The 21,230-nt window shown below is 71.2% G+C and carries 21 protein-coding genes and 2 pseudogenes; 9 read left to right on the top strand and 14 right to left on the bottom strand.

Annotation, left to right across the window (positions count from 1 at the left end; translation table 11 throughout):
- Window positions 1-10 precede the first annotated feature (10 nt).
- Window positions 11-802: pseudogene (locus ACQ86L_RS19855) on the top strand (DNA glycosylase AlkZ-like family protein); the annotation flags it as partial.
- A gap of 3 nt (window positions 803-805) precedes the next feature.
- On the opposite strand, the gene ACQ86L_RS19850 reads toward ACQ86L_RS19855, so the two are convergent.
- Complete coding sequence (locus ACQ86L_RS19850) at window positions 806-1,219, bottom strand: hypothetical protein (RefSeq protein WP_434316920.1); 414 nt, start codon at window positions 1,217-1,219, stop codon at window positions 806-808.
- Window positions 1,220-1,355: 136 nt separating this feature from the next.
- Window positions 1,356-2,132: an SDR family oxidoreductase gene (locus tag ACQ86L_RS19845; protein WP_434316919.1), complete on the bottom strand. Its 777-nt coding sequence runs from the start codon at window positions 2,130-2,132 to the stop codon at window positions 1,356-1,358.
- A gap of 102 nt (window positions 2,133-2,234) precedes the next feature.
- Here ACQ86L_RS19845 and ACQ86L_RS19840 point away from each other — a divergent pair, with 102 nt between their 5' ends.
- The 4 genes from ACQ86L_RS19840 to ACQ86L_RS19825 all read left to right on the top strand — a co-directional run bounded on the left by ACQ86L_RS19840 (window position 2,235) and on the right by ACQ86L_RS19825 (window position 6,160).
- Complete coding sequence (locus ACQ86L_RS19840; protein ID WP_434316918.1) at window positions 2,235-3,071, top strand: helix-turn-helix transcriptional regulator; 837 nt, start codon at window positions 2,235-2,237, stop codon at window positions 3,069-3,071.
- A gap of 66 nt (window positions 3,072-3,137) precedes the next feature.
- Window positions 3,138-3,971, top strand: a complete 834-nt coding sequence (locus ACQ86L_RS19835) for a DUF6777 domain-containing protein (RefSeq protein ID WP_434316917.1) — start codon at window positions 3,138-3,140, stop codon at window positions 3,969-3,971.
- Complete coding sequence (locus tag ACQ86L_RS19830) at window positions 3,968-5,206, top strand: hypothetical protein (protein ID WP_434316916.1); 1,239 nt, start codon at window positions 3,968-3,970, stop codon at window positions 5,204-5,206. The genes ACQ86L_RS19835 and ACQ86L_RS19830 overlap by 4 nt, the downstream gene beginning before the upstream one ends.
- A 48-nt stretch (window positions 5,207-5,254) precedes the next feature.
- Window positions 5,255-6,160 (top strand): hypothetical protein, encoded by a 906-nt coding sequence (locus ACQ86L_RS19825; RefSeq protein ID WP_434316915.1) that lies wholly within the window; start codon window positions 5,255-5,257, stop codon window positions 6,158-6,160.
- Between the two features lie 4 nt (window positions 6,161-6,164).
- On the opposite strand, the gene ACQ86L_RS19820 is transcribed toward ACQ86L_RS19825, so the two are convergent.
- Entirely contained in the window at window positions 6,165-7,769 is a 1,605-nt protein-coding gene (locus ACQ86L_RS19820; RefSeq protein WP_434316914.1) for a SulP family inorganic anion transporter, read from the bottom strand.
- Window positions 7,770-7,785: 16 nt separating this feature from the next.
- The gene (locus ACQ86L_RS19815) at window positions 7,786-10,131 is read right to left on the bottom strand and encodes an arylsulfatase (RefSeq protein WP_434316913.1); all 2,346 of its coding nucleotides are present in this window, start codon (window positions 10,129-10,131) and stop codon (window positions 7,786-7,788) included.
- Window positions 10,132-10,362: 231 nt separating this feature from the next.
- Between ACQ86L_RS19815 and ACQ86L_RS19810 the strand changes: the two genes are divergently transcribed.
- From ACQ86L_RS19810 to ACQ86L_RS19795, 4 genes are all read left to right on the top strand, one after another.
- The gene (locus tag ACQ86L_RS19810) at window positions 10,363-10,836 is read left to right on the top strand and encodes an SHOCT domain-containing protein (RefSeq protein WP_345836532.1); all 474 of its coding nucleotides are present in this window, start codon (window positions 10,363-10,365) and stop codon (window positions 10,834-10,836) included.
- 13 nt (window positions 10,837-10,849) lie between these two features.
- Window positions 10,850-12,580: a SulP family inorganic anion transporter gene (locus ACQ86L_RS19805; protein WP_434316912.1), complete on the top strand. Its 1,731-nt coding sequence runs from the start codon at window positions 10,850-10,852 to the stop codon at window positions 12,578-12,580.
- Window positions 12,567-13,790: an AI-2E family transporter gene (locus ACQ86L_RS19800; protein ID WP_434316911.1), complete on the top strand. Its 1,224-nt coding sequence runs from the start codon at window positions 12,567-12,569 to the stop codon at window positions 13,788-13,790. The genes ACQ86L_RS19805 and ACQ86L_RS19800 overlap by 14 nt, the downstream gene beginning before the upstream one ends.
- A gap of 80 nt (window positions 13,791-13,870) precedes the next feature.
- Entirely contained in the window at window positions 13,871-14,461 is a 591-nt protein-coding gene (locus ACQ86L_RS19795) for a GAP family protein (RefSeq protein ID WP_434316910.1), read from the top strand.
- Window positions 14,462-14,467: 6 nt separating this feature from the next.
- Here ACQ86L_RS19795 and ACQ86L_RS19790 read toward each other — a convergent pair whose 3' ends face one another.
- The 10 genes and pseudogenes from ACQ86L_RS19790 to ACQ86L_RS19745 form a co-directional block, all read right to left on the bottom strand.
- Window positions 14,468-14,731, bottom strand: coding sequence for a HigA family addiction module antitoxin (locus ACQ86L_RS19790; protein WP_434316909.1), 264 nt, complete (start codon window positions 14,729-14,731; stop codon window positions 14,468-14,470).
- A 17-nt stretch (window positions 14,732-14,748) separates the two neighbouring features.
- The gene (locus ACQ86L_RS19785; protein WP_434316908.1) at window positions 14,749-15,027 is read right to left on the bottom strand and encodes a type II toxin-antitoxin system RelE/ParE family toxin; all 279 of its coding nucleotides are present in this window, start codon (window positions 15,025-15,027) and stop codon (window positions 14,749-14,751) included.
- 60 nt (window positions 15,028-15,087) lie between these two features.
- Window positions 15,088-15,642, bottom strand: a complete 555-nt coding sequence (locus ACQ86L_RS19780; protein ID WP_434316907.1) for a hypothetical protein — start codon at window positions 15,640-15,642, stop codon at window positions 15,088-15,090.
- Between the two features lie 24 nt (window positions 15,643-15,666).
- Complete coding sequence (locus tag ACQ86L_RS19775; protein ID WP_434316906.1) at window positions 15,667-16,551, bottom strand: MIP/aquaporin family protein; 885 nt, start codon at window positions 16,549-16,551, stop codon at window positions 15,667-15,669.
- A 10-nt stretch (window positions 16,552-16,561) separates the two neighbouring features.
- On the bottom strand, window positions 16,562-17,209 hold the full coding sequence (locus ACQ86L_RS19770) for an ATP-binding protein (protein WP_434318989.1): 648 nt from the start codon (window positions 17,207-17,209) through the stop codon (window positions 16,562-16,564).
- Window positions 17,210-17,385: 176 nt separating this feature from the next.
- Window positions 17,386-17,658 (bottom strand): annotated as a pseudogene (locus tag ACQ86L_RS19765) (helicase HerA domain-containing protein); the annotation flags it as partial.
- Window positions 17,655-18,788: a glycoside hydrolase family 15 protein gene (locus ACQ86L_RS19760; protein ID WP_434316905.1), complete on the bottom strand. Its 1,134-nt coding sequence runs from the start codon at window positions 18,786-18,788 to the stop codon at window positions 17,655-17,657. The gene ACQ86L_RS19760 and the pseudogene ACQ86L_RS19765, both read right to left, overlap by 4 nt.
- Entirely contained in the window at window positions 18,779-19,486 is a 708-nt protein-coding gene (locus ACQ86L_RS19755; RefSeq protein ID WP_434316904.1) for a trehalase-like domain-containing protein, read from the bottom strand. Before ACQ86L_RS19755 ends, ACQ86L_RS19760 begins: the two co-directional genes overlap by 10 nt.
- Window positions 19,487-19,589: 103 nt before the next feature.
- Window positions 19,590-19,988 carry a hypothetical protein gene (locus ACQ86L_RS19750; RefSeq protein WP_434316903.1) on the bottom strand — a complete coding sequence of 133 codons (399 nt, stop codon included), beginning with the start codon at window positions 19,986-19,988 and terminating at the stop codon, window positions 19,590-19,592.
- Entirely contained in the window at window positions 19,949-21,211 is a 1,263-nt protein-coding gene (locus tag ACQ86L_RS19745) for an MFS transporter (protein WP_434316902.1), read from the bottom strand. The genes ACQ86L_RS19750 and ACQ86L_RS19745 overlap by 40 nt, the downstream gene beginning before the upstream one ends.
- Window positions 21,212-21,230: the final 19 nt, after the last annotated feature.

Genomic DNA, 21,230 nt, shown 5'->3' with positions numbered 1-21,230 from the left:
TGTCCGACCTCGGCCTGCACCTCGACCGGATGTCGCGCTGGCCGGAACGCATGAGCGGGGCTCACGCCTGGCTGAAGGCCAACGAGTCCTTCCGCCGCGACGTGCTCGCCCGGCTGCGCGACAACGGCCCGACGCTCTCCAAGGACATCCCGGACACCGCCGCCGTGCCGTGGGTGTCCACCGGCTGGACGCACAACCAGAACGTCACGCGGCTGCTCGAACTGCTGCAGGGGCGCGGGGAGGTTGCGGTCGCGGGCCGCATCGGGCGCCAGCGAACCTGGGACCTGGGCGAACGCGTCTACCCCGCGGACATCGTGGTGGTGCCGGAGGCCGAGGCCGGTCCGCTGCGCGACGAGCGGAGGCTGCGCTCCTCGGCATCGCCCGCCGCGCCCTGGTCGGCGAGGCGGGCGAGCCGGCCCGGGTGGACGGCAGCTCGCTGGAGTGGCGGGTGGACCCCGCCGCGGTCGGCCTCCCCTTCGCCGGCCGCACCGCGCTGCTGTCGCCGTTCGACCGGCTCGTGCACGACCGTGTCCGGACGAAGGAGGTGTTCGGCTTCGACTACCTGCTGGAGATGTACAAGCCCGCAGCCAAGCGCCGCTGGGGCTACTTCGCGCTGCCGATCCTGCACGGCGACCGGCTGGTCGGCAAGCTCGACGCGACGGCCGACCGCAAGGCGGGAGTCCTGCGGGTCGCGGCCGTCCACGAGGACGAGCCGTTCGCACCGGAGGTCCGGGACGAAGTGTGCGCCGAGATCGCCGCCCTCGCAGCCTGGCTGGGGCTGACTCCGGACTACGCGGCGTGACCGTCAGCGCGCGACGCGTGTCAGGAACAGCCACGCGCTGACCGTGCCGCCGACCACGGCGACCGCCACCGCGAGCGCGACGAGGTAGAGGCCGACCGGGAGTCCGGCGATGGTGAGGGCGGCGCCGACGACGAGGATGACGCACGTGACGGTGCGCGGCGGGGCGACATCCAGCACGCGCGAGAGCCGCTCGCCCCGGCGGGAGCGACCGGCCCGGCGGTCCAGCACCTCCAGCGCCGCAGCCACCACCACGGCGACGACCACGAGCTCGATCCCGGCCGCGACCATCCCCTGCCCCGGCAGCGCGAGCGCCAGCCCGACGAGCACCGGCACCAGGAAGAGTCCGAGGGTCTGAGCGGCCCGGTTGCGCAGCTCGGCCGACGACGCGATGGCCTCGATGCGGATCGAGACCGCCACGAACAGGAGGCCGAGGAGCGGCCCCGGCCCCTCCGCTCACCACCGCGAAGGTGAACCAGTCCGCCACGCGCTCACCCTACGTCAGCGGGCGGCCGTCGGGCAGGCCCGGCGGCGCGCCCACCGGCGTAGCGCCTCCCTAGGCGGCCGACTCGCGCGCGTGCGGGTCGGAGCCGTTCAGCACCTCCACGACGCGGTCGTAGTCGCCGCGGGCCTCGCCGTAGCGGAGGAACTTCACCCGCTCCACCTGCAGCTCGGTCGCGGCGGGCTGCGTCTCGATCAGCTCCATGACCTCCGCCACGAACTCGTCCAGCGGCATCGCGAAGTCGCTCTCCTCCTGCCCGGGCATCAGCGCCGTGCGCACCGCGGGCGGCACCAGCTCCACGACGCTCACCGTGCTGTCGGCGAGCTGCAGGCGGATGCTCTCGCTGAGCATGTGGATGGCCGCCTTGCTGGCGTTGTAGCTCGGCGTGACCTTCAGCGGCGTGAACGCGAGGCCCGAGGAGACCGTCACGATCGTGGCGTCCGGACGCGTCTGCAGGTGCTCCACGAACGCGGCGATCAGCCGGATCGGCCCGAGCACGTTCGTGGTGACGATCGACTCGGCCGAGGCGAGGAAGGCCTCGGGGCGGTGCCAGTCCTCTGCACGCATGATGCCGGCCATCGTGACCAGCACGTTCAGGTCGGGGTGGGCGGCGAGCACGGTGTCGGCGGCCTCCCGGATGCTCCGGGCGTCGGCGGTGTCGATGCGGACCGTGTCGATGCCGGGGTGCTCGGCGGCGATCCGTTCGAGCAGTTCGGTGCGGCGGCCGCCGACGATGACGGTGTTGCCGCGCTCGTGGAGGGCGACGGCGAGGGCGAGCCCGATGCCGCTGGTGGCGCCGGGGATGAAGACGGTGTTCCCTGTGATGTCCATGCCCTCCACTCTGCGGGCGTTCCTCCGCGGGCGGGAGCGGAGCCCTCATCGGGGGATCCGCGATCCCTGGCTCGGCCGCGCCCGAGGCCGGATGATGGTGGGATGGACCGCACCGCCCTCGCCGACTTCCTCCGCCGCCGCCGCGAGGCCCTGCGCCCCGAGGACGTCGGCCTGCCCTCCGGCCCCCGCCGCCGCGCTCCCGGCCTCCGCCGCGAGGAGGTCGCGATGCTCGCCGCGATGTCGAACGACTACTACACGCGGCTGGAGCAGCGCCGCGGCCCGCAGCCGAGCGACCAGATGCTCGCCTCCCTCGCCCGCGCCCTCCGGCTGTCCGCCGACGAGCGGGACTACCTGTACCGCGTCGCCGGCCACAACCCGCCCGACCGCCTCGGCGGAGCGCACGTGCCTCCCGCGCTCCAGCGCGTGCTCGACCGGCTGGAGGACACCCCGGCGCTCGTGCTGTCGAACCTCGGCGAGACCCTCGTGCAGAACCGGCTCGCCGTCGCGCTGCTCGGCGACCGCTCCCACTACACGGGACTGGAGCGCAGCGAGTACTACCGCTGGTTCACCGACCCGGCGACCGAGCGGGCGATGTACCCGGAGGCCGACCGCGACCGGCAGAGCCGCGCCCAGGTGGCCTCCCTTCGCGACGCGTACGGCGCCCTGGGGCCGCAGTCGCGCGCAGGCGAGCTGGTGCGCGCGCTGCAGGAGCGGAGCCCGGAGTTCGCGGAGCTGTGGGAGCGGCACGAGGTCGCCCGCCGGTTCGAGGACCACAAGACCCTCCTCCACCCGGAGCTCGGCGCGATCGAGCTGGACTGCCAGGCCCTGTTCACCGAGGACCAGTCGCAGTGCCTCCTCGTGCTGACGGCCGCGCCGCGCACGGAGGCCGCGGAGAAGCTGGCGCTGCTGGGCGTGCTGGGCACGCAGTCCTTCGCCTGAGCGGGCGGCGCTCCGTCCCGTCTCGACATTTGAGCCCTCTCAGGTTAATGAGTTATGCTCAGTTTCATGTCCGCGGGCTCCGGCCCTGGGACGCAGCCCGCTGAGCCGGGCGGATCCCCGGGCCCCCACAACCGACGCCGCTGGTGGCTGGCCGGCGGGATCGTCGTCGCCGCGGCGGTGATCGCCGCCGCCGTGCTGGGCGGCATCGCCATCGGACGCTCGGCGGCCTCCGGTCCCATCCGGCTCGTCGCGGCCGGAGAGCCGGGGCCGAACCCGTTCACCCAGAGCACCCAGCGGGACGCGGCTCCCGCCCCGAGCGACATCGTCGCGAAGAAGACCGCCCAGCTCCGGGCCTCCCTCCCGAAGGATGCGGGGACGGACACGCCGGTCGCGGGAGGGACCACCCCGGGACTCTACGGCGGGAGCGGGGACGCACAGGTCTGCGACCCGCAGCGCCTGGTGGCGTTCCTCGCCGGCGCCCACGCGAAGGCGGCGGCGTGGGCGCGTGTGCTCGGCATCGCGCCCACGAAGATCGCGGCCTACGTCTCCGGCCTGACGCCGGTGATCCTGGGCAGCGATACGCTCGTGCAGAACCACGGCTACCGCTCGGGAGCGGCGACCTCGTTCCCCGCGATCCTCCAGGCGGGCACCGCCGTGCTCGTCGACGCGACCGGCACACCGCGGGTCAAATGCAACTGCGGCAACCCGCTGACCGAGCCGCAGCCGCTCTCGGTGCCGTCGGCGGCCACGGTCGGGACGGCGTGGCCGGGGTATACCGGCCGCTCGGTGATCCTCATCCACTCGGGGCGCCCCGGCGGCTCGCTCCCCTGGTCGATCTGGAGACCGGTCGGGTCTACGACCAGCCGGTCGGATCGGCCGGGGCGGTCTGGGCGGCGGTGACCTGGAGCTCGTCGGCCGGAATCGGGCTGGTGGACCAGTCGGTGGTGTGGACGAGTCGCGACGGTGCTTCGTGGGCGCAGGTCGCCACCGTTCCCCACGAGCTGATCGACGACCTGGCCTGGGGCGACGGCCGCTGGGTCGCCGTCGCCCTGTCCGACGACCAGGCCAGCGTGCACTCCGAGATCCTGACCTCGGCGGACCTGGCCTCCTGGTCGACCGCCGCGACGGTCGCCGAGCGGCTCCGCGGCGTAGGCTTCGGCGCCGGACGCTGGCTGGCGGTCGGCGACCCGGCCGACGGCTACAGCGACACCCTCGGCCTCTCCGCGCCGAGCGGCCGCGCGGTGGTGCACGCCAGCGACGACGGCGCGAGCTGGACTCCGGCGGCGACGGTGCAGACTCCCGGCGCCGACGGCTTCTGGTCGGTGGCGTACGGCGGAGGCCACTGGCTCGCGACGACCGCGGCCGTGTACGTGCAGAACTCGCCGGTCACCGTGTTCCAGAGCGCGGACGGCAGCGCGTGGGCGGTGAGTGGAGCCCCGCTTTCCGGTCAGACGACCGGCTCGGTCGCGTACGGGTCGGGCGGCTGGCGGATCGCCGCGGCGACGACCTACCCCGCGGACCAGGCCACCGGGCTGCCCGCGACCGAGGACACCGTGATCGACGCGGGCACGGACGCGCAGACCTGGTCGACGTCCACCCCGGCCGCGCTCACGGGGCGGCTCCCGCACGGCCTCGCGTTCGGCGGCGGTCGCTGGCTGCTCGGCAGCGAGGACTCGGGGATGCAGAACCAGGCGCACTCCCTCAACACGACGACGGTGTCCGCGAGCGCCGACGGGACGACCTGGACGACCGCCGGGCGCATCGACGGGCCGCTGGGGGCGCTGGCGTACGGGGACGTGGTCGCGGGGTCGCCGGGCTCTTCACCGGCTCCGTCCGCGACACCCGCCCCGACCGCGACCGCGCCCGCCGGCGGCTCCGGGGGCTCGGCCGGCGCCGACTGCAGCGCCGCGGCCCTCCAGCGCGCCCTCGACGCCGCGGGGCTCACCGGCACCATCGGCACCGACCTGGCGTGCAGCGCTGGCTGGGCGACGGCCGGCGTGAACCATCCCGAGGCGCAGACGACCGCGGTGTTCCAGTGGGTGGACGGCGCCTGGCAGGTCCGCGACCGCACCGCGGTGTGCGCGCAGAACGTCCTCCCGCCGGCGGTCCAGCCGGCGGCATGCAACAGCAACTGAGCGGCGCGGACGTGACGGCCGCCCGCGGCACCGGGTAGCCTGTGCGCCGTGGATGTCATCGGCTGGCTTCTCGACGGCGACCCTGCGATCCGCTGGCAGGTGCGCCGCGACCTCCTGCACGAGTCGGACGCCGCGGTCGCCGCGGAGCGCGCGAACGTGGAGACCGAGGGCTGGGGCGCACGCCTGCTCGACCTGCAGCGCGAGGACGGCACCTGGGGCGAGGGCGTCTGGACGCAGCGCGACCGGGTGGGCGTGGACGACGCGATGCTCATGCTGGCGGTGCTCGGCGCGCCGGCGGACGGCGAGCGCACCCGGGTCGCGGTCGACCGGGTCGCGCGTCAGGTCGACTGGGGCGAGGAGTGGTGGAACCACGCCTTCTTCGACGGCGAGGTGGAGCCGTGCATCAACGGCCGGGTGCTCGTCGCCGGGGCGCGGTTCGGGCATCCCAGCGAGCTGATCGTGGAGCGGCTCCTGAACGAGCAGCAGGACGACGGCGGCTGGAACTGCTACGCGGAGACCCGCCAGGACCCCGGATCGTTCCACAGCACGATCTGCGCACTCGAGGGCCTGACCGCCTATCGTGACGGGGGCGGCCCGACCGACGTGGAGGCGGCCATCGCCCGCGGCCACGAGTACCTGCTGGCGCGCGGCCTGATGCGCCGCCTGAGCGACGGCTCGCTCATTCGCGAGAGCTGGCTCCGGTTCTCGTTCCCGTACTACTGGGCGTTCGACCTGCTGCGCGGCCTCGACCACCTGCGGGCGGCGGGCGTCCCGCCGGACGAGCGGGTCGCCGAGGCCGTGGCGGTCGTCTCCTCGCGCCGGCAGCCCGACGGCCGCTGGCTGCTCGACCACGAGCACTCCGGCCGCGCCCTCCTGGACATGGAGGCGGTGGGCGAGCCCAGCCGGTGGAACACGCTCCGCGCGCTGCGGGTGCTGGAGTGGGCCGGAGCGTGACGGACTAGTCCACGACCCGTCCCTCCGCCTCCAGCTTCTGGAACCACTTCGTCCGCGCCGCGACCGCGTGCGCGGCGGAGGGGATGCCGCGCACGCGGAGCCGGATGCCGCGCCCTTCGAGCTCCTGGTCGAGGTTCTGCAGGGCGAGGATGACGGTGATGGAGATGTCCTGGAGCGGTGAGCAGTCCAGCGTGAGCTCGGCGACCTCGCCGGCCGCGCGGGCGGCATCCGCTGCGTCCAGGATGGCCTGCTCGGTCGCGAGGACGTTGGCGGTGTAGAGCGGCCCGAGGAGGCTGACGCCCAGGCGGCCGCCGGCCGCCTCCTCCACCCGGACGCGCGGCTTGTTGAGCGCCGCCAGCACCAGCACGAGGGTGAACAGCACCCCGACTCCCACCGCGGCGAGCAGCCCGGCGGTCAGGCCGATGACCGCGGTCGCCATGGCGATGGCGAAATCTCGCCTGCTGATCCGCCAGAGCAGCACCAGGTCCTTCACGTCGATCAGCCCGAACACCGCGACGAACACCAGCGCGGCGAGCGTCGCCTGCGGCAGGAGGCTGATCACCGGCCCGAGGAACAGCCCGATCAGCAGCGCCAGCACGACCGTGACCAGCGCCGCCAGCTGCGAGCGCGCTCCCGCCGCTTTGTTCACCGCGCTCTGCGAGAAGCCGCCCGCCGCCGGCAACGTCTGGAACCAGCCGCCGATCAGGTTCGCCATCGCGGTCGCGAGCAGCTCGCGGTTGCTGTCGATCCGCGGGTCGTCCAGTTCGCGGATGCCGCGCGCGACGGCCGCCGACTCCAGGAAAGCCATGACCGCGATCGCCAACGCGCCGGGGATCAGCTGGAAGACATGGTCGAGGCTCGGCAGCGCCGGCAGCGGGAACGCGCGCGCCACCGGGGTGATCAGCTCCACCCCAGCGGCACGGAGCCCGCCGAACGCCACCAGCAGGATCCCCGCCGCCACCACGAGCAGCGGGCCGGGCACCCGCGGCAGGAAGCGCTTGAACAGGAACAGCGCGGCGACCGACACCAGCGACAGGATCGTCGTCACGGGGTTGGCGTGCGGGATCGCCGCGACGACCGCGTTCACGCTGTGGACGAAGCCGCCGCCGGTCGGGGCGTCCGTCTCCCCCAGCAGCTTCGGGAGCTGACCGACCGCGACCGTCGCGCCGACGCCGATCTGGATGCCGAGCAGCGTCGGCTTGTTGATGATCTCGACCAGCGTGCCGAGCCGCAGCAGCCGCGCCAGCAGGAGGGCCACGCCGACGAGCAGGGTCAGCGTCACCAGGTCGCGCGGGATCGCATGCGAGTTCGCGACGACCCCCGCCGACACGAACGTTGTGGCGGTGAGCGTCGCGATCGTGGAGGTCGTGGAGACGCTCATCGCGCGCGAGCCGCCCAGGAACGCGTACACCGCCATCGGCACCGTCGCCGTGTAGAGACCGGCCTCCACCGGCAGGTTCGCGATGGTCGCGTACGCCATCGCCTGCGGGACCACCACCGCGCCCGCGGACACCCCGGCCAGGATGTCGCGGCCCAGCCATTCCCTGCGGTACCCCGCCAGGGTCGGCAGCAGCCACGACCGCCGGACGGCCGGGGGCGCGGTGGTCATGGTCGGCCCCGCGCTGTCAGTCCCGCGCCATCGCGGCGGCCAGGTGCGCCTCCACATCCACGTAGGCGTCGTCGGCGATGTCGAAGACGACCTTCACGATCCCGCCGCCGCTGTACTCGAAGTGCGAGCCCTCGTACAGCTTCGACACGGCGTCGCCGGAGTCGTAGCCGATGCACAGGCCCTCGCCGCAGAGCGAGAAGTGCCCGAGGATCGTCCGGATCTCCTGCTCGGCGACCTTCTCGTCGTCGATGTAGAGCGCGAGCGGGCCGATGCTCTCCCGGTACTCGCCCATCCGCTCCTTCGTGAACGACACGCCGAAGATGTGACGGCCCGCGCCGGGCACCGGCGCCGAGATGACGTTCTCCGGCGGGATGCCGAGGAAGTTGTAGACGTAGGTCAGCCTCCCGTCCTTCACGAACAGGCTGTGGCCGCCGAATCGCGAGCCGTGCGCGAAGATCACGCCCTCGGTGTCCGGCGTGGTCTCGACCTCCGCGAGGACCTTGTACGAGACGCCGTGCGTGTTCGCCGCCGACCGCTCCGGGATCTCGGTCGTGCCCGGATAGTAGGTGTACTGCCCGCTCGGCGGCACCGGGACCTTGAACTCCATCGACATGAACGTCTCGAAGTCCTTCGGGTTGCCGAGGATCTGGAGGTCGTTGAGCGGCAGCACGTCGTTGCGCTTCGCCTCCTCCAGCCACAGCGCCTTCAGCTCCTCCACCCGGTCCGGGTGCTCGGCCGCGAGGTCGTGCGCCTCCGACCGGTCGACATCGGTGTGGAACAGCTGCCAGGTGTCGCTCGGGAAGTCGCCGCGGCCGCTGACCGGCCCGTGCTCGGTCACCGCCTTCCAGCCGTCGTGCCAGATCCCGCGGTTGCCGAACATCTCGAAATACTGCGTGCGCTTCGTTGTCGCGCCGTCGGGGCCGGCGTCGAAGCTGTAGGTCATCGGGACGCCGTCGAGCGGGCGCTGCTCGACGCCGTTGTAGGTCTCCGGCAGCTCCACCCCGCAGACGTCGAGGATGGTCGCGACGATGTCCGTCGAGTGGTGGTACTGGTTGCGCACCTCCCCGCGGGCCGCGATGCCCTTCGGCCAGGAGATCACCAGCGGATCGCAGACGCCGCCCTGGTAGACGTAGCGCTTGAACATCCGGTACGGGGTGGAGAACGCGGCCGCCCAGCCTGTCGGGTAGTGGTTGTAGGTGTCGGGCGAGCCGAGCTTGTCGACCATCGTCAGGTTCTCCTGGAGGTCGTCGGGGTAGCCGCCGAAGACCTTGCCCTCGTTGACCGACCCGTTCGGGCTGCCCTCCCCCGAGGCGCCGTTGTCGGCGCAGTAGACGATGAGCGTGTTCTCGAGCTGCCCGGACTCCTCCAGGTAGTCGACGATGCGGCCCACCTGGGCGTCGGTGTACTCGGAGAAGCCGGCGTAGACCTCGGCCAGCCGGCAGAACAGCGCCCGCTCCTCCGCGCTCAGCTCGGCCCACGGCCGCACCTCGTCGGTCGGCGAGAAGGTCCCCGGCGGCATCGGGTTCAGCTCGGTCAGTTCGGTGCCCTCCGGCAGCAGGCCGCGCTCGATCATCCGCGGCAGCACCCACTCCCGGTACGCCTCGTAGCCGTCGTCGAAGACGCCTTTGTACTTGTCGATGTACTCCTGCGGCGCGTGGTGCGGGGCATGGTTGGCGCCGGGGCAGAACCACAGGTACCAGGGCTTGCCCGGCTCGGTCTGCTTGACGTCGCGCAGCATCCGGAGCGCCTGGTCGGCGAGGTCCTTGGACAGGTGGTAGCCCTGCTCCGGGAGGTAGGGCTGGTCGATGTAGTGGTTGTCCTCGGCCAGCGACGGGTACCAGTTGTTGGTCTCGCCGCCGATGAAGCCGTAGAACCGGTCGAAGCCCTGCGCCAGCGGCCAGTTCTTCTTGCTGGCGCCCGCGGTCCACTCGTCGATCGGGACGTTGTGGTTCTTGCCCACCCAGAAGGTCGCCCAGCCGGCGTCGCGCAGCAGGTTCGCCATCGTCGCGTTGGAGGCCGGGATGTGCGAGTTGTAGCCGGGGAAGCCTGTGGACGACTCGGAGATGGTGGCGAACCCGTTGGAGTGGTGGTTGCGCCCGGTGAGCAGGGTGGACCGTGTCGGCGAGCACAGGGCCGTGGTGTGCCACTGCGTGTAGGTCAGGCCGTTCCGCGCGAGCCGCTCCATCGTCGGCATCTGGATGCGGCCGCCGTAGGTCGACCAGGCGGCCTGCCCGGTGTCGTCGTAGAGCACCAGCAGCACGTTCGGCGACCCCTCGCGCGCCTTCGGCGGCAGGAAGGCGTCCCAGTCGGACACCGAGTCCCGCACATCGAGTTCGATCTTTCCCTGGAAATCCCTGGTCACAGCGTGTACCCCCTCGGTTCACGGGTCACGCTAGGCGAGGCGGGCAGTGGCGTCTAGACGCGTGTCACGGCGTCGTCCTTATTTACACTTAGCGGCCTGAGTGTAAATAACGACCTCTCTTATTTTCACCTCCTCACCACCCCAACGACCTCTAGACGCATCTCCCCCGCGGCGTTACTCTCAGCGCACATCCAGGCTCGGACCCGAGCCCAGGGGGAAAGGTAAAACGACATGGATTTCTGGAACAACTTCTGGAACATCATCTGGCTGTTCTTCTGGAGCTTCGCATTCATCGCGTACCTGTTCGCGCTGTTCGCGATCATCAGCGACCTGTTCCGCGACCACAAGCTCAACGGCTGGTGGAAAGCGCTGTGGATCATCTTCCTGATCTTCGTTCCGTTCCTCACCGCGCTCGTCTACCTCATCGCCCGCGGGCCGGGGATGGCGGAGCGCAGCCAGAAGGAGGCCCGCCAGGTGCAGCAGAGCACCGACGCCTACATCCGCGAGGTGGCGTCCTCCAGCCCGTCCGACGAGATCGCGAAGGCGAAGGCCCTCCTCGACGCCGGCACCATCACCCCCGAGGAGTTCGCGCACCTGAAGAGCGTCGCCCTCGGCCACCAGGCCGGAGCCGGAGCGCACGCAGCGCCCGCGGCCCCCGCCGCCCCGTCCGCGCCGACCCCGCCGCCGGCAGCGCCCACGGCGTGATCGAACGGGATCGGTGACCGACGTGACCGACCCGACCGCGACGGCGCCGGAGTCCTCCAGGGCTCCGGCGCCGTCGCGCACCCGCATCCGGCCGCTGGCCGGCCTGACCGCGAAGAACGCGGTCCGCGAGGTGCTCGGCGGTGTCACGCTGCTCGCCATCGCCATCCCGCTCAACATCGGCTACGCGCAGATCGCCGGCCTGCCCGCCACCGCCGGGCTGTACGCGCTGGTCATCCCCGCCGTCGTCTACGCGCTCACCGTGTCCTCGCGGCAGCTCGTCGCGTCGCCGGACGCCGCGGCCGCCGCGCTGGTGGCCTCCTCGCTCGGCGGCCTCGCGGTGGCCGGCCACCAGGACTACATAACGCTGGCGCTCGCGCAGGCCTTGATCAGCGGCGTGCTCTTCCTGCTGTGCTCGTTCTTCAAGCTCGGCTTCCTCGCCAACTTCCTCTCCAAGCCGATCCTGGTCGGCTTCGTCGGCGGCCTCGCGCTCGACATCCTGGTGTCGCAGGTCGCCAAGATGCTGGGCGTCAAGATCAACTCCGGCGGGGAGTTCCTGGAGAAGGTCGGCGACCTCATCACCGGGCTGCCGACGCTCAACGTCTGGTCGCTGCTCATCTCGCTCGGCGCCCTCATCGTCCTGCTGGTCGGCCGCCGGCTCGCCGGCTCCATGCCCTGGGCACTTCTCGTCCTCATCGTCGCGACCGTCGTGGTCGTGTTCACCGGCGCGGAGAGGGCCGGCGTCGCTGTGCTCGGCCACGTCGATGCCGGCCCTCCGACACTCACCTGGCCGGTCATCGCGTGGGGGCAGTGGCTCGCCCTCATCCCCTCGGCCATCGCCCTCACCGTCGTCGCGATGGGCGAGGGCCTGCTCGTCTCGCGCTCCTACGGCGAGAAGCGCGGCTACCCGACCCGCCCCGACCGCGACCTGTTCGCGTTCGGCGCCGCGAACATCGCCGCCGGCGTCAGCGGCGGCTTCGCGGTCGGGTCGTCGACCTCCCGCACCGCCGCGATGGACCAGTCCGGCTCCCGCACGCAGCTGCCCTCCCTGATCACGGCCCTCGGCACCCTGCTGCTCCTGACCTTCGGGACCGCCCTGCTGGCGGACATCCCCTCCCCCGCCATCGGCACGATCGTCGCCGTGGCGGTCGTCCCGCTTCTCGGCATCCCCGACTTCATCCGGCTCTGGCGGCTCGACCGGTTCGAGTTCGCGATCGGCGCCGCGTGCTTCCTCGGCGCCCTGATCGTCGGGCCGATCGCCGGCATCGTCATCGCGTTCGTCCTCGCGGTGATCAACGTCACGCGCCGGGCGGCGAACCCGCCGATCGACACGTTGGCCGCGGACGGCGACCCGGAGCACTCCCTCCTGGAGGCCGCCCCCGCCGGGGAGCCGACCGTCCCGGGCGTCGTGGTCGTCCGGCTGGCCGCACCGCTGTTCTTCGCGAACTCGACCTCCTTCGAGAAGGCGGTGAAGCGCGCCGTCCAGGACACCGGCGCCACCCACGTCGTGCTCGACATGGAGGCCGTCACCGACGTCGACGTGACCGGCGCCGAATCGTGGGAGGCCGTGCAGACCTTCCTGGCCGCGCACGGGGGCGACCTCGCCCTCAGCCGGGTGCGCCCCGGCATCCGCGACCGCCTCCACCACCTCGAACTCCTCGACGGGGTGCGTTTCTTCGACACCAACCGGGAGGCCATCATGGCGCTCCAGACCCCGATCGCGGGAACCGATCATGTCCACGACTAGCGGGATCTGGCCGTTCCGCCGCCGCACCCGCGCGCCGGAGCCGCCCCCGCCGGCCGGGCCCGACCCCGACCAGGAGGCCGCCGCCGCGAACGGCCGCAGCGTCCGCATCCTCCTCGCGCTGGCGGGCGGTGTCGTCATCCTGATCGGGATGCACGCGATCGCCGGCATCCTCGCCCCGACCCTGCTCGCCCTGGTGCTCGTCATCTGCGCGCAGCCGGTGCGGGTCTGGCTGGAGCGGCACGGCACGCCGAGCGGGGTGGCGACCGGCGCCGTCGCGCTCACGACGTTCGCGCTGCTGGCGGGCTTCGCCGCCCTCCTCATCATCGCGATGGCCCAGTTCGTCTCGATGCTGCCCCAGTACAAGGAGCAGTTCCAGCAGATCGGCCAGCAGTTCGCGAGCTGGCTGACGAGCATCGGCATCAGTCCGCAGGACCTCAAGGTCGTGACCCAGGGCTTCGACCCGACCAAACTGCTGAACTTCTTCAGCGGCCTGCTCGGGGGCGCGTTCGGTCTCATCACCTTCGGCGTGATCGTGCTGACCATGCTCATCCTGATGCCCGCCGACGCCGCCTACACGCCGACCCTGCTGCGCCAGCTCGAACCGACCAAGCCCAACCTGGTGTACGCGCTCACCGGCTTCGCCCACAGCGTCCGGCGGTACATGGTCGTCACCACCGTGCTCGGTGTCGTGCAGGGCGTCATCAACGGCGTCGCGCTGTTCATCCTGGGCGTGCCCGCGGCACTGCTCTGGGCGATCCTGTCGTTCCTGTGCAGCTTCATCCCCAACGTCGGCTACTTCCTGGCGCTGGTGCCGCCACTGGTGTTCGGCTACCTCATCGGCGGCTGGGGCACCGTCATCGCGATCATCGTCATCTACGGAGTCGTCAACGCCGTCGTGCAGTCGGTCGTGCAGCCCAAGGTGGTCGGGAACGCGGTGGCGCTCAGCCAGACGCTCACCTTCTTCTCCGTGCTGCTCTGGGCGATCGTGCTCGGCGCGATCGGCGCCATCCTCGCCATCCCGCTGACGCTGCTGGCCCGGGCCATCCTGGTGGACTCCGACCCGCGCGCCCGGATCTGGCGCGCCGTCATCGGCGACCTCCGGGAGACGAAGGACCTGATGAAGGTGGAGTCCGACGCAGCGAAGGCGGAGCGCAAGTCGGCCAAGGACGCGAAGCACACGCCCGCGGTCGACGAGCGGAAAGAGGAGTAGATGGGGAGTGCGATCGGGGACACCCTCCGCTGGCGCTGGGCATCGCGATCAGCCCGATACCGATCATCGCGGCGATCCTGATGCTGCTCTCGCCGAAGGCGCGCGGGACGAGCGTGGGGTTCCTGATCGGCTGGGTGCTGGGCATCGTCGTCGCGGTGGTGGTCTTCACGCTGTTGTCGGGCCTCATCCCCGCCGCCGACCCGAACGCGTCCGCGCCGATCGCGGGGACGATCAAGATCGTCCTGGGGCTGGGCCTCCTGTTCCTCGCGCTGCGGCAGTGGCGCTCACGGCCGAAACCGGGCGAGACGGCCGCGCTCCCGAAGTGGATGAGCGCGATCGACTCGATGACCGCCGGGCGCGGGTTCGTGCTCGCGTTCATCCTGGCCGCGGTGAACCCGAAGAACCTCCTGCTCGCCGCGGGCGCGGGCGTCGCCATCGGCACGGCCGGGCTCAGCGCGGGCTCCGCGACGATCGTCATCCTGATCTTCGTGGTCGTCGCGGCGAGCTCGGTCGCCATCCCGGTGATCGGCTATCTCGTGGCCGCCGACGCGATGCGCGGCCCGCTCGACGCGCTGCGCGGATGGCTCGTGGCGAACAACGCCACGGTGATGGCGGTGCTGCTGCTGGTGATCGGGGTGGTGCTGATCGGGAAGGGGATCGGGAGCTTCTGAGGGGGGTCAGCCCGCCGCGGCGGCCCTGGCGTTCTCCAGCTCGTAGCGCATCTGCATCCTGAGCCACAGCTCAGCAGTACCGATGCTGTTGGCTTCCAGGGCGAGAGCGAGCTTGGTGCTGATCGCGGCGTGGCCGTTGAGGACCCGTGACAGGGCCGGGCGGGACATGCCCAGCTTCAGCGCGGCCTCGCCGACGGTCAGCCCGAGGCCCTCGGGTCCGAGCTGCTCCGCGAGCACCTCGCCCGGGTGCGGTCTGTTGTGCATCGTCATCATCCGCTCCTTCTTGGTCAGTGGTAGTCCAGGTAGTCGACGAGGATCACGTCCTCGTCGTCGAAGGCGAAGATCACTCTCCAGTTGCCGTTCACCCGCAGCGAGTACATGCCGGCGAGGTCGCCTTTCAGTGCATGGAGGCCGAACGCGGGCAGGTCGACATCCTCGGGTACTGCGGCGTCATCGAGCGTCGCCAGGATCAGCCGCAGCCGTCGCCGGTGCTGCGGAACGATCCCTTTCGCCGAGCCTGTGTGGTAGAACGCGGACAGACCCTTGTGGGCGAAACTCTTGATCACCTCGACCACTGTAACGCGTAACGGCACGCGGCACAAACTCGGAAGCCGCCGCCGACGCCCTCAGTGCTGCAATGTCGTCTTCAGGACGATCACGACGAAACCGAACAGGCCGGTCACCGCCGCCCCGGTCAGGCACACCAGGACCGACCTTCCGCGGATCAGGAAGACCAGGTACCCCAGCAGCGCCAGCAGCAGCACGGCCAACCAGAGCGATACGAACACACCGACCTCGGCGGGGAGGATGCCGAGTGCGGCCAGCAGCAGCGGGATGCTGGGGACGACCGCCGCCTCCAGCATGCCGCTCGACTCGAACAGGGCGTGCCGGAGGGAGTCCACGATCCGCCCCCGGACGCTGTCGTCGTCGGCGTGGAAGCCGAGGGCGGTGGAGTAGACGTGCGCCAACCAGAACACCACGATGCTGACCAGGCTGAAGACCAGGACGTGCAGGGCGTCCGCCTGGTCCGACGCGCCGCCCGAGCTGGCGGCGACCACGCTCGCGTAGACGATGGTGCCGTAGATGCCCGCAGGCGTGCCCCAGTGCCGCCACAGAGCGCGTTGCACCCGGACTCCGCCGCCTGCAGCAGCACCCGGCTGGTTGAGGTCCATCGAGTCCATGAGGACATCATGGTCCGCGGCCGGTCACGGCGTCAGCCCCGTCGTGGCACGCGCCTCACTCCTTGTCCGGGAAGCGCGCCTCCGTCGCGAGCCCGCCCTGCGCCGCGGCCGACCCGGCGAGGCCTCCCCGCGGCCGCGCAGCAGGAACGCCGCGCCGACCGCGATCACCGCGCCCGCGACCGGACCGACGATGTACACCCAGTACGCGTCCCAGTGCCCGCTCACCAGGTCGGGCCCGAACGTGCGCGCCGGGTTCATCGAGGCGCCGGAGATCGGGCTGCCCCACAGCCCGGCCAGCGCGATGTAGGCGCCGACGCCGAACGCGCCGATGATGCCGAGGTTCTGGGCTCCGGAGGCCGTGCCGAGGATGACGCTCACCAGGCCGAAGGTCAGGACCGTCTCCATCAGCAGCGCATCCCACGACGTGAAGCCGGACGCGGGGTAGTTCGATCCGTAGCGCGCCGACACATGGGTGACGCCCTCCAGGAACCACGCCGCGAGGGAGGCCCCGCCGAGCTGCACGACGATGTAGCCGGGCACGCGCGCCCACGGGAAGTCTCCGCGCAGCGCGAACGCCACGCTGACCGCCGGGTTGAGGTGCGCGCCGGAGACCTTGCCCATGAACAGGATGATCGCGAACACCATCAGCGCCGGCGCGGTCACCGCCGCCGTGCGCGAGATGACGCCGGGGAACGCCTGGCCCATCATCCCGCCGCCGGCGGCCACGAGCACCAGGAAGAAGGTGCCCAGCAGCTCGGAGAACAGCCGCCGCCACTCCTGCGACGTGTCGTGGAAGTCCTCGATGGACTGCTCGATCGACGCGGGCACGTGCATGAGCCGCCCGTGGACGACGTCGTTCATGATCCCGCGCGCCTCCGCGGCATCTCTGCCGGTCTGCTCCTGGCTCATGCTGCCTCCTCTACACTCCCACCGCGCTCGGTTCCACCGACAGGTCGCTGCCGCCCTCCACGGTGATGCGACGGCCGACCCGGACGAGTTGCGGCTCGTCCGAGAACGCGCCCGCGAACAGCGCCTCGCCCTTCCGGAACGTGGGCGACTGCTCCAGCAGGTGCTGCGGCACGAACCCGAACACGTCGCCGATCTCGTCGATGTCGCGCGGCGAGTTCATCCGCATCAGGCCGAGGTTGTCGCACTGGGACAACACGTTCGGGTGGATCTTGGTGGGACGCTGCGTGGAGAGGAACAGCCACAGCCCGAACTTGCGGCCCTCCGCGGCGATCTGGATGAGCTGCTCGGTGAGCTGCGCCTCCACGCTGTTCCGCGGGACGGGCGGGCAGAAGTTGTGCGCCTCGTCCAGGACGATCAGCAGCGGGTTGCGCTCCATCCGCTTCTCCCAGAGGTGCTCCAGCACGCAGAGGGCCGCCGCCTGGGGCTCGGCCTGGTGGGCGAAACCGCCGACGTCGAGCACGGTGACCCGCGGGCGCTCGTCGATCGTGTCCACGACCGAGGAGCGGCCGAACGACCAGAGCGGCCAGTCCAGGATCTCCAGGTTGTCGATCCGCATCCCGAGCCGCTGGCGCGCCGGGTCGTCCGAGGACGCGAGCATCTCCAGGAAGCGCTGCTTGTCGAAGTGCTGCCCCGGTGACTTGTCGAGGTGCAGGAGGGCGTTGTACTCCTCCTCGTCGGCGATCGGGTCGAGCCGCCGACCGCCGCCTGCGAGCGCACGCTGAGGTCCACGTACCGGGCGTGGAGCTGCGGCTCGGTGCGTGTGCTGGAGTGGAAGACGCGGATGTCGAAGGCGGCGAACCGTTCGCGCTCCTCGGCCAGCGCGTCGTCCCGCGTGCGCGACACCCGGACGAAGTCGGCGTTCGGGTCGAGCACCGCGATCGGCAGCTCGGTCTGCAGCAGCAGCTGCTCCAGCACGACGCCGAGCGCGTAGGTCTTGCCCGACCCGCTCTGCCCGCACCAGAAGGTGTGCCGGTTGAAGCGCGAGCCGTCGATGACGGCGGGACGCTCGGGGGCGTCGACGGTGGTGCCGATGGTGAGCGGGATCATCGTGCCGCCTTCCGGTCGGTGGCGCTCTGGGCGGTCAGCGCGGCGTCGAGCGCGATCGCCGCCCGGATGAGCGCGAGGTGGGTGAACGCCTGCGGGAAGTTGCCGAGCTGGAGGCCGGCGGGGTCGATCTCCTCGGCGAACAGGCCCACGTGGTTGCCGTACGTCAGCATCTTCTCGAACGCGTACTGCGCCTCGTCCAGGCGGCCGGCATCGGTCAGGGCGCAGACGTAGAAGAACGAGCACAGCGAGAAGGTGCCCTCCTCGCCCGGGAGGCCGTCCGGCGACGCCGACGGGTTGTACCGGTACACGAGGCTGTCGGTGACCAGTTCCTCCCCGATCGCGTCCAGCGTCGAGAGCCACATCGGGTCCTTCGGCGAGATCATCCCGACCAGAGGCATCAGCAGCGTGATCGCGTCCACGACGTCGGTGCCGGGATGCTGGGTGAAGGCCTTCCGCTCCGGGTTCCAGCATTTCGTGAACACCTGCTCGTAGATCGCGTCACGGGTGGCGATCCAGCGTTCCAGGGGCGCCGGGCGGCTGCGCTCGCGGGCGATGGTGATCGCTCGGTCGAAGGCGACCCAGCACATGATCCGGCCGTAGGTGAAGTCCTTGCGGCCTCCGCGGGTCTCCCAGACGCCCTCGTCCGGCTGGTCCCAGTTGTCGGCGAGCCAGTCGAGGATGCCGAGGAGCTTCATCCAGCCGGGATGGCCGATCGGGTGATGGTCCTCCGCGATCGAGAGCGCGTCCATCGCCTCGCCGTAGATGTCGAGCTGGAGCTGGTCGGCGGCGCCGTTGCCGATGTGCACCGGTGTCGAGCCCGCGTAGCCCTCGAAGTGGTCGAGGGTCAGTTCCTCCAGATCGGACGATCCGTCGATCCGGTACATGATCTTGAGCGGGCCGGAGCCCTCGCCCACCTGCTCCGAGACCCGGTCGGCGGTCCACAGCGCGAAGGAGATCGCCTCCTCCTCGTAGCCGAGGGCGAGCAGCGAGTAGACCGAGAAGGAGGCGTCGCGGATCCAGGTGTAGCGGTAGTCCCAGTTGCGCACGCCGCCGAGCTGCTCGGGAAGCGCGGCGGTGGGAGCTGCGACCAGCGCTCCGCTCGGCGCGTACTGCAGCAGCTTCAGGACCATCGCCGAGCGCTCGACGTCCTCCCGCCAGCGGCCGGAGTAACTGCTGCGGCCGATCCAGTCCCGCCAGAAGGCGACGGTCTCGCGGAACAGGCGGTTGCCGCGCGCGCGCCCGATGTCGCGGGCTCGCCGCGCGGCTCGGTCTCGAACGCGAAGATGCGCAGGTCGCCGGCGCCGAGCGCGAACTCCAGGTCGACGTCCCCGTCCACCAGCGCGTCCGCCGGCACTCCGTGCAGAGCCGCACTGGTCGTGTCGTCGGCGAACAGCACGCCGTTGTCGGAGGCCGTGGCGGTGTGCGCACTGCGGCCGTAGTCGAACCGCGGACGGCACTCCAGCCGGAAGGTCAGCTCGCCGCGCACCACGCGGACAGCGCGCACGATGATGCGCCTGGCGGTGGCGATCCGCGGCTCGTCGGCGACCGGCATGAAGTCGATGACCTCCCCGACGCCCGCCGACGACATGAACCGGGTGATCAGCACCGCGGTCTGCGGGAAGTACATCTGCCGGATGCGCACGTCGTCGGCCAGCGCGTGGATGCGGAAGAAGCCGCCCTTCTCGCGGTCGAGCAGCGACGCGAACATCGTGGGCGAGTCGAACCGGGGAGCGCAGAACCAGTCGATGGAGCCGCCCGTCGAGACCAGAGCGACGGTCTGCAGGTCGCCGATCAGACCGTGGTCCGCGATGTCGGGGAACGCCTCCATGCCGGTCTCCTCCCGTCGTGCCGCGCCGGGCGGCGCTGACGGCCGCATGCTAGCTCCGGGCGCGAGCGCGGCACCAGACCCGTCAGCGGGAGGGCGCGGGCCGTCAGCGGGAGGGGGTTTCCTCCTCCGCCTCCTCCTTCGCCTCGCCGTCCGGCTTCCCCAGCACGCTCGACGGCAGGTTGCGCGAGAAGAACACCGCGCCGAGCGAGACCATCGCCAGCGCCGCGAACGACAGCCGGAGGGCGTCGAGCTGCGACGTGCTGTAGATGGCGGAGAGCTCGTTCGCCTGATCCTGCGAGAGCCCGGCGTCCGTCGCGATCTTCGGCACGTCGGCCACCGGCACGACCGCGACCCCGGCCTGCGTCTCCGACGCGATCTGCTGCTGCACCGAGTCGGGGAGGGTGCTGGCCGCCACGCCGCCGCTGAACAGCGTGGTGAGCGAGGCGATCATCACCGAGCCGATCAGCGCCGTCCCGAGCGACGATCCCAGGTTCTGGTACACCCCTGCACGCCTCCCGCCTCGCTGAGCTCGTCGTCCCCCACCGCCGACATGGTCACGTTGCCGAGCTGGGACGCGAGCAGGCCGAGGGCGGCTCCGGCCAGGAACATCCCGGTGCCGAAGATCCAGTTGTCGAGCTTCGTGTCCACCGAGCCGAGCAGCACGAGGCTCGACAGCACGAGCCCGTACTGGCCGATCCGGGCGATGAGCTTCGGCGACAGCCGCCGCGCGAGCGCGGTCCCGAGGATGGAGAACAGCACCAGAGCGACCGACAGCGGGAAGATCCGCAGCCCGGTCGACAGCGCGTCCAGTCCGAGCGAGAGCTGCAGGAAGATCGGCACGACGAAGAACAGGCCCGCGGTCACCGTGTACTGGATGCCGAGGCTCCCCACTCCCGCGCGGAGCTGCCGGAGCCGCAGGATGGCGGTGTTCAGCAGCGGAGGCCTCCCGAGCCGGATCAGCCGGCGCTGGCGGAGGAAGAACAGCCAGAGCAGCACGGCCCCGAACCCGACGATGAACGGCACCGGCGAGATCCCGAGGATCTTGATGTTCTGCTGCGTCGGCAGGATCCAGCCCCAGGTCTTGGTCTGCAGGAGGCCGTAGACGATGAGCACGAGCGCCGCCGCCGACAGCACGACGGAGAGGATGTCGATCCGGATGCGCAGGCGCTCGCCGTTGTCGGCGACCACGTTCCGGAACAGCAGCACGACCGCCATGATGACGACCTCGCCCGCGAACACGTACCGCCAGCTCGCGTAGGTGGTGAGGAAACCGCCGATCAGCGGCCCGACCGCGACCGCCACGCCGGACGCGGCGCCGATCGCGGCGAACGCCGTCACCCGCGCGTGCCCCGAGTAGTTGTCCGCGATGAGGGCGGCGATGGCCGGGATGACCAGCACGGCGCCCAGCCCCTCCACCACCGACCAGCCCAGGAACAGCACCACGATGTTCGGCGCGAGCGCGGTGGTGCCGGAGCCGACGGCGTACACGATCGAGCCGATGACGAGCGCGCGCCGGCGACCCCAGACGTCGCCGAGCTTCGCGCCGAGCAGCATGAAGGCGGCCATCGTCAGCGTGTAGAAGGTGATGCACGCCTGCATGGCCGAGATGGTGGTGTGGAGGTCCTTGACGACGGTCGAGATGGAGACGTTCATCACGGTGCTGTCGAGCGTCATCACGAACTGGGCGGACGCGAGCACCGTGACCGCGCCCCACCGACTCGCCATGACCGCCACCTCCGGAAAA

This window comes from Leifsonia sp. P73 (genome assembly GCF_051059105.1).
Lineage (GTDB): Bacteria > Actinomycetota > Actinomycetes > Actinomycetales > Microbacteriaceae > Leifsonia.
Note: the sequence above shows the minus strand (reverse complement) of the source record. Positions and strands in the feature narration are given on the sequence as shown.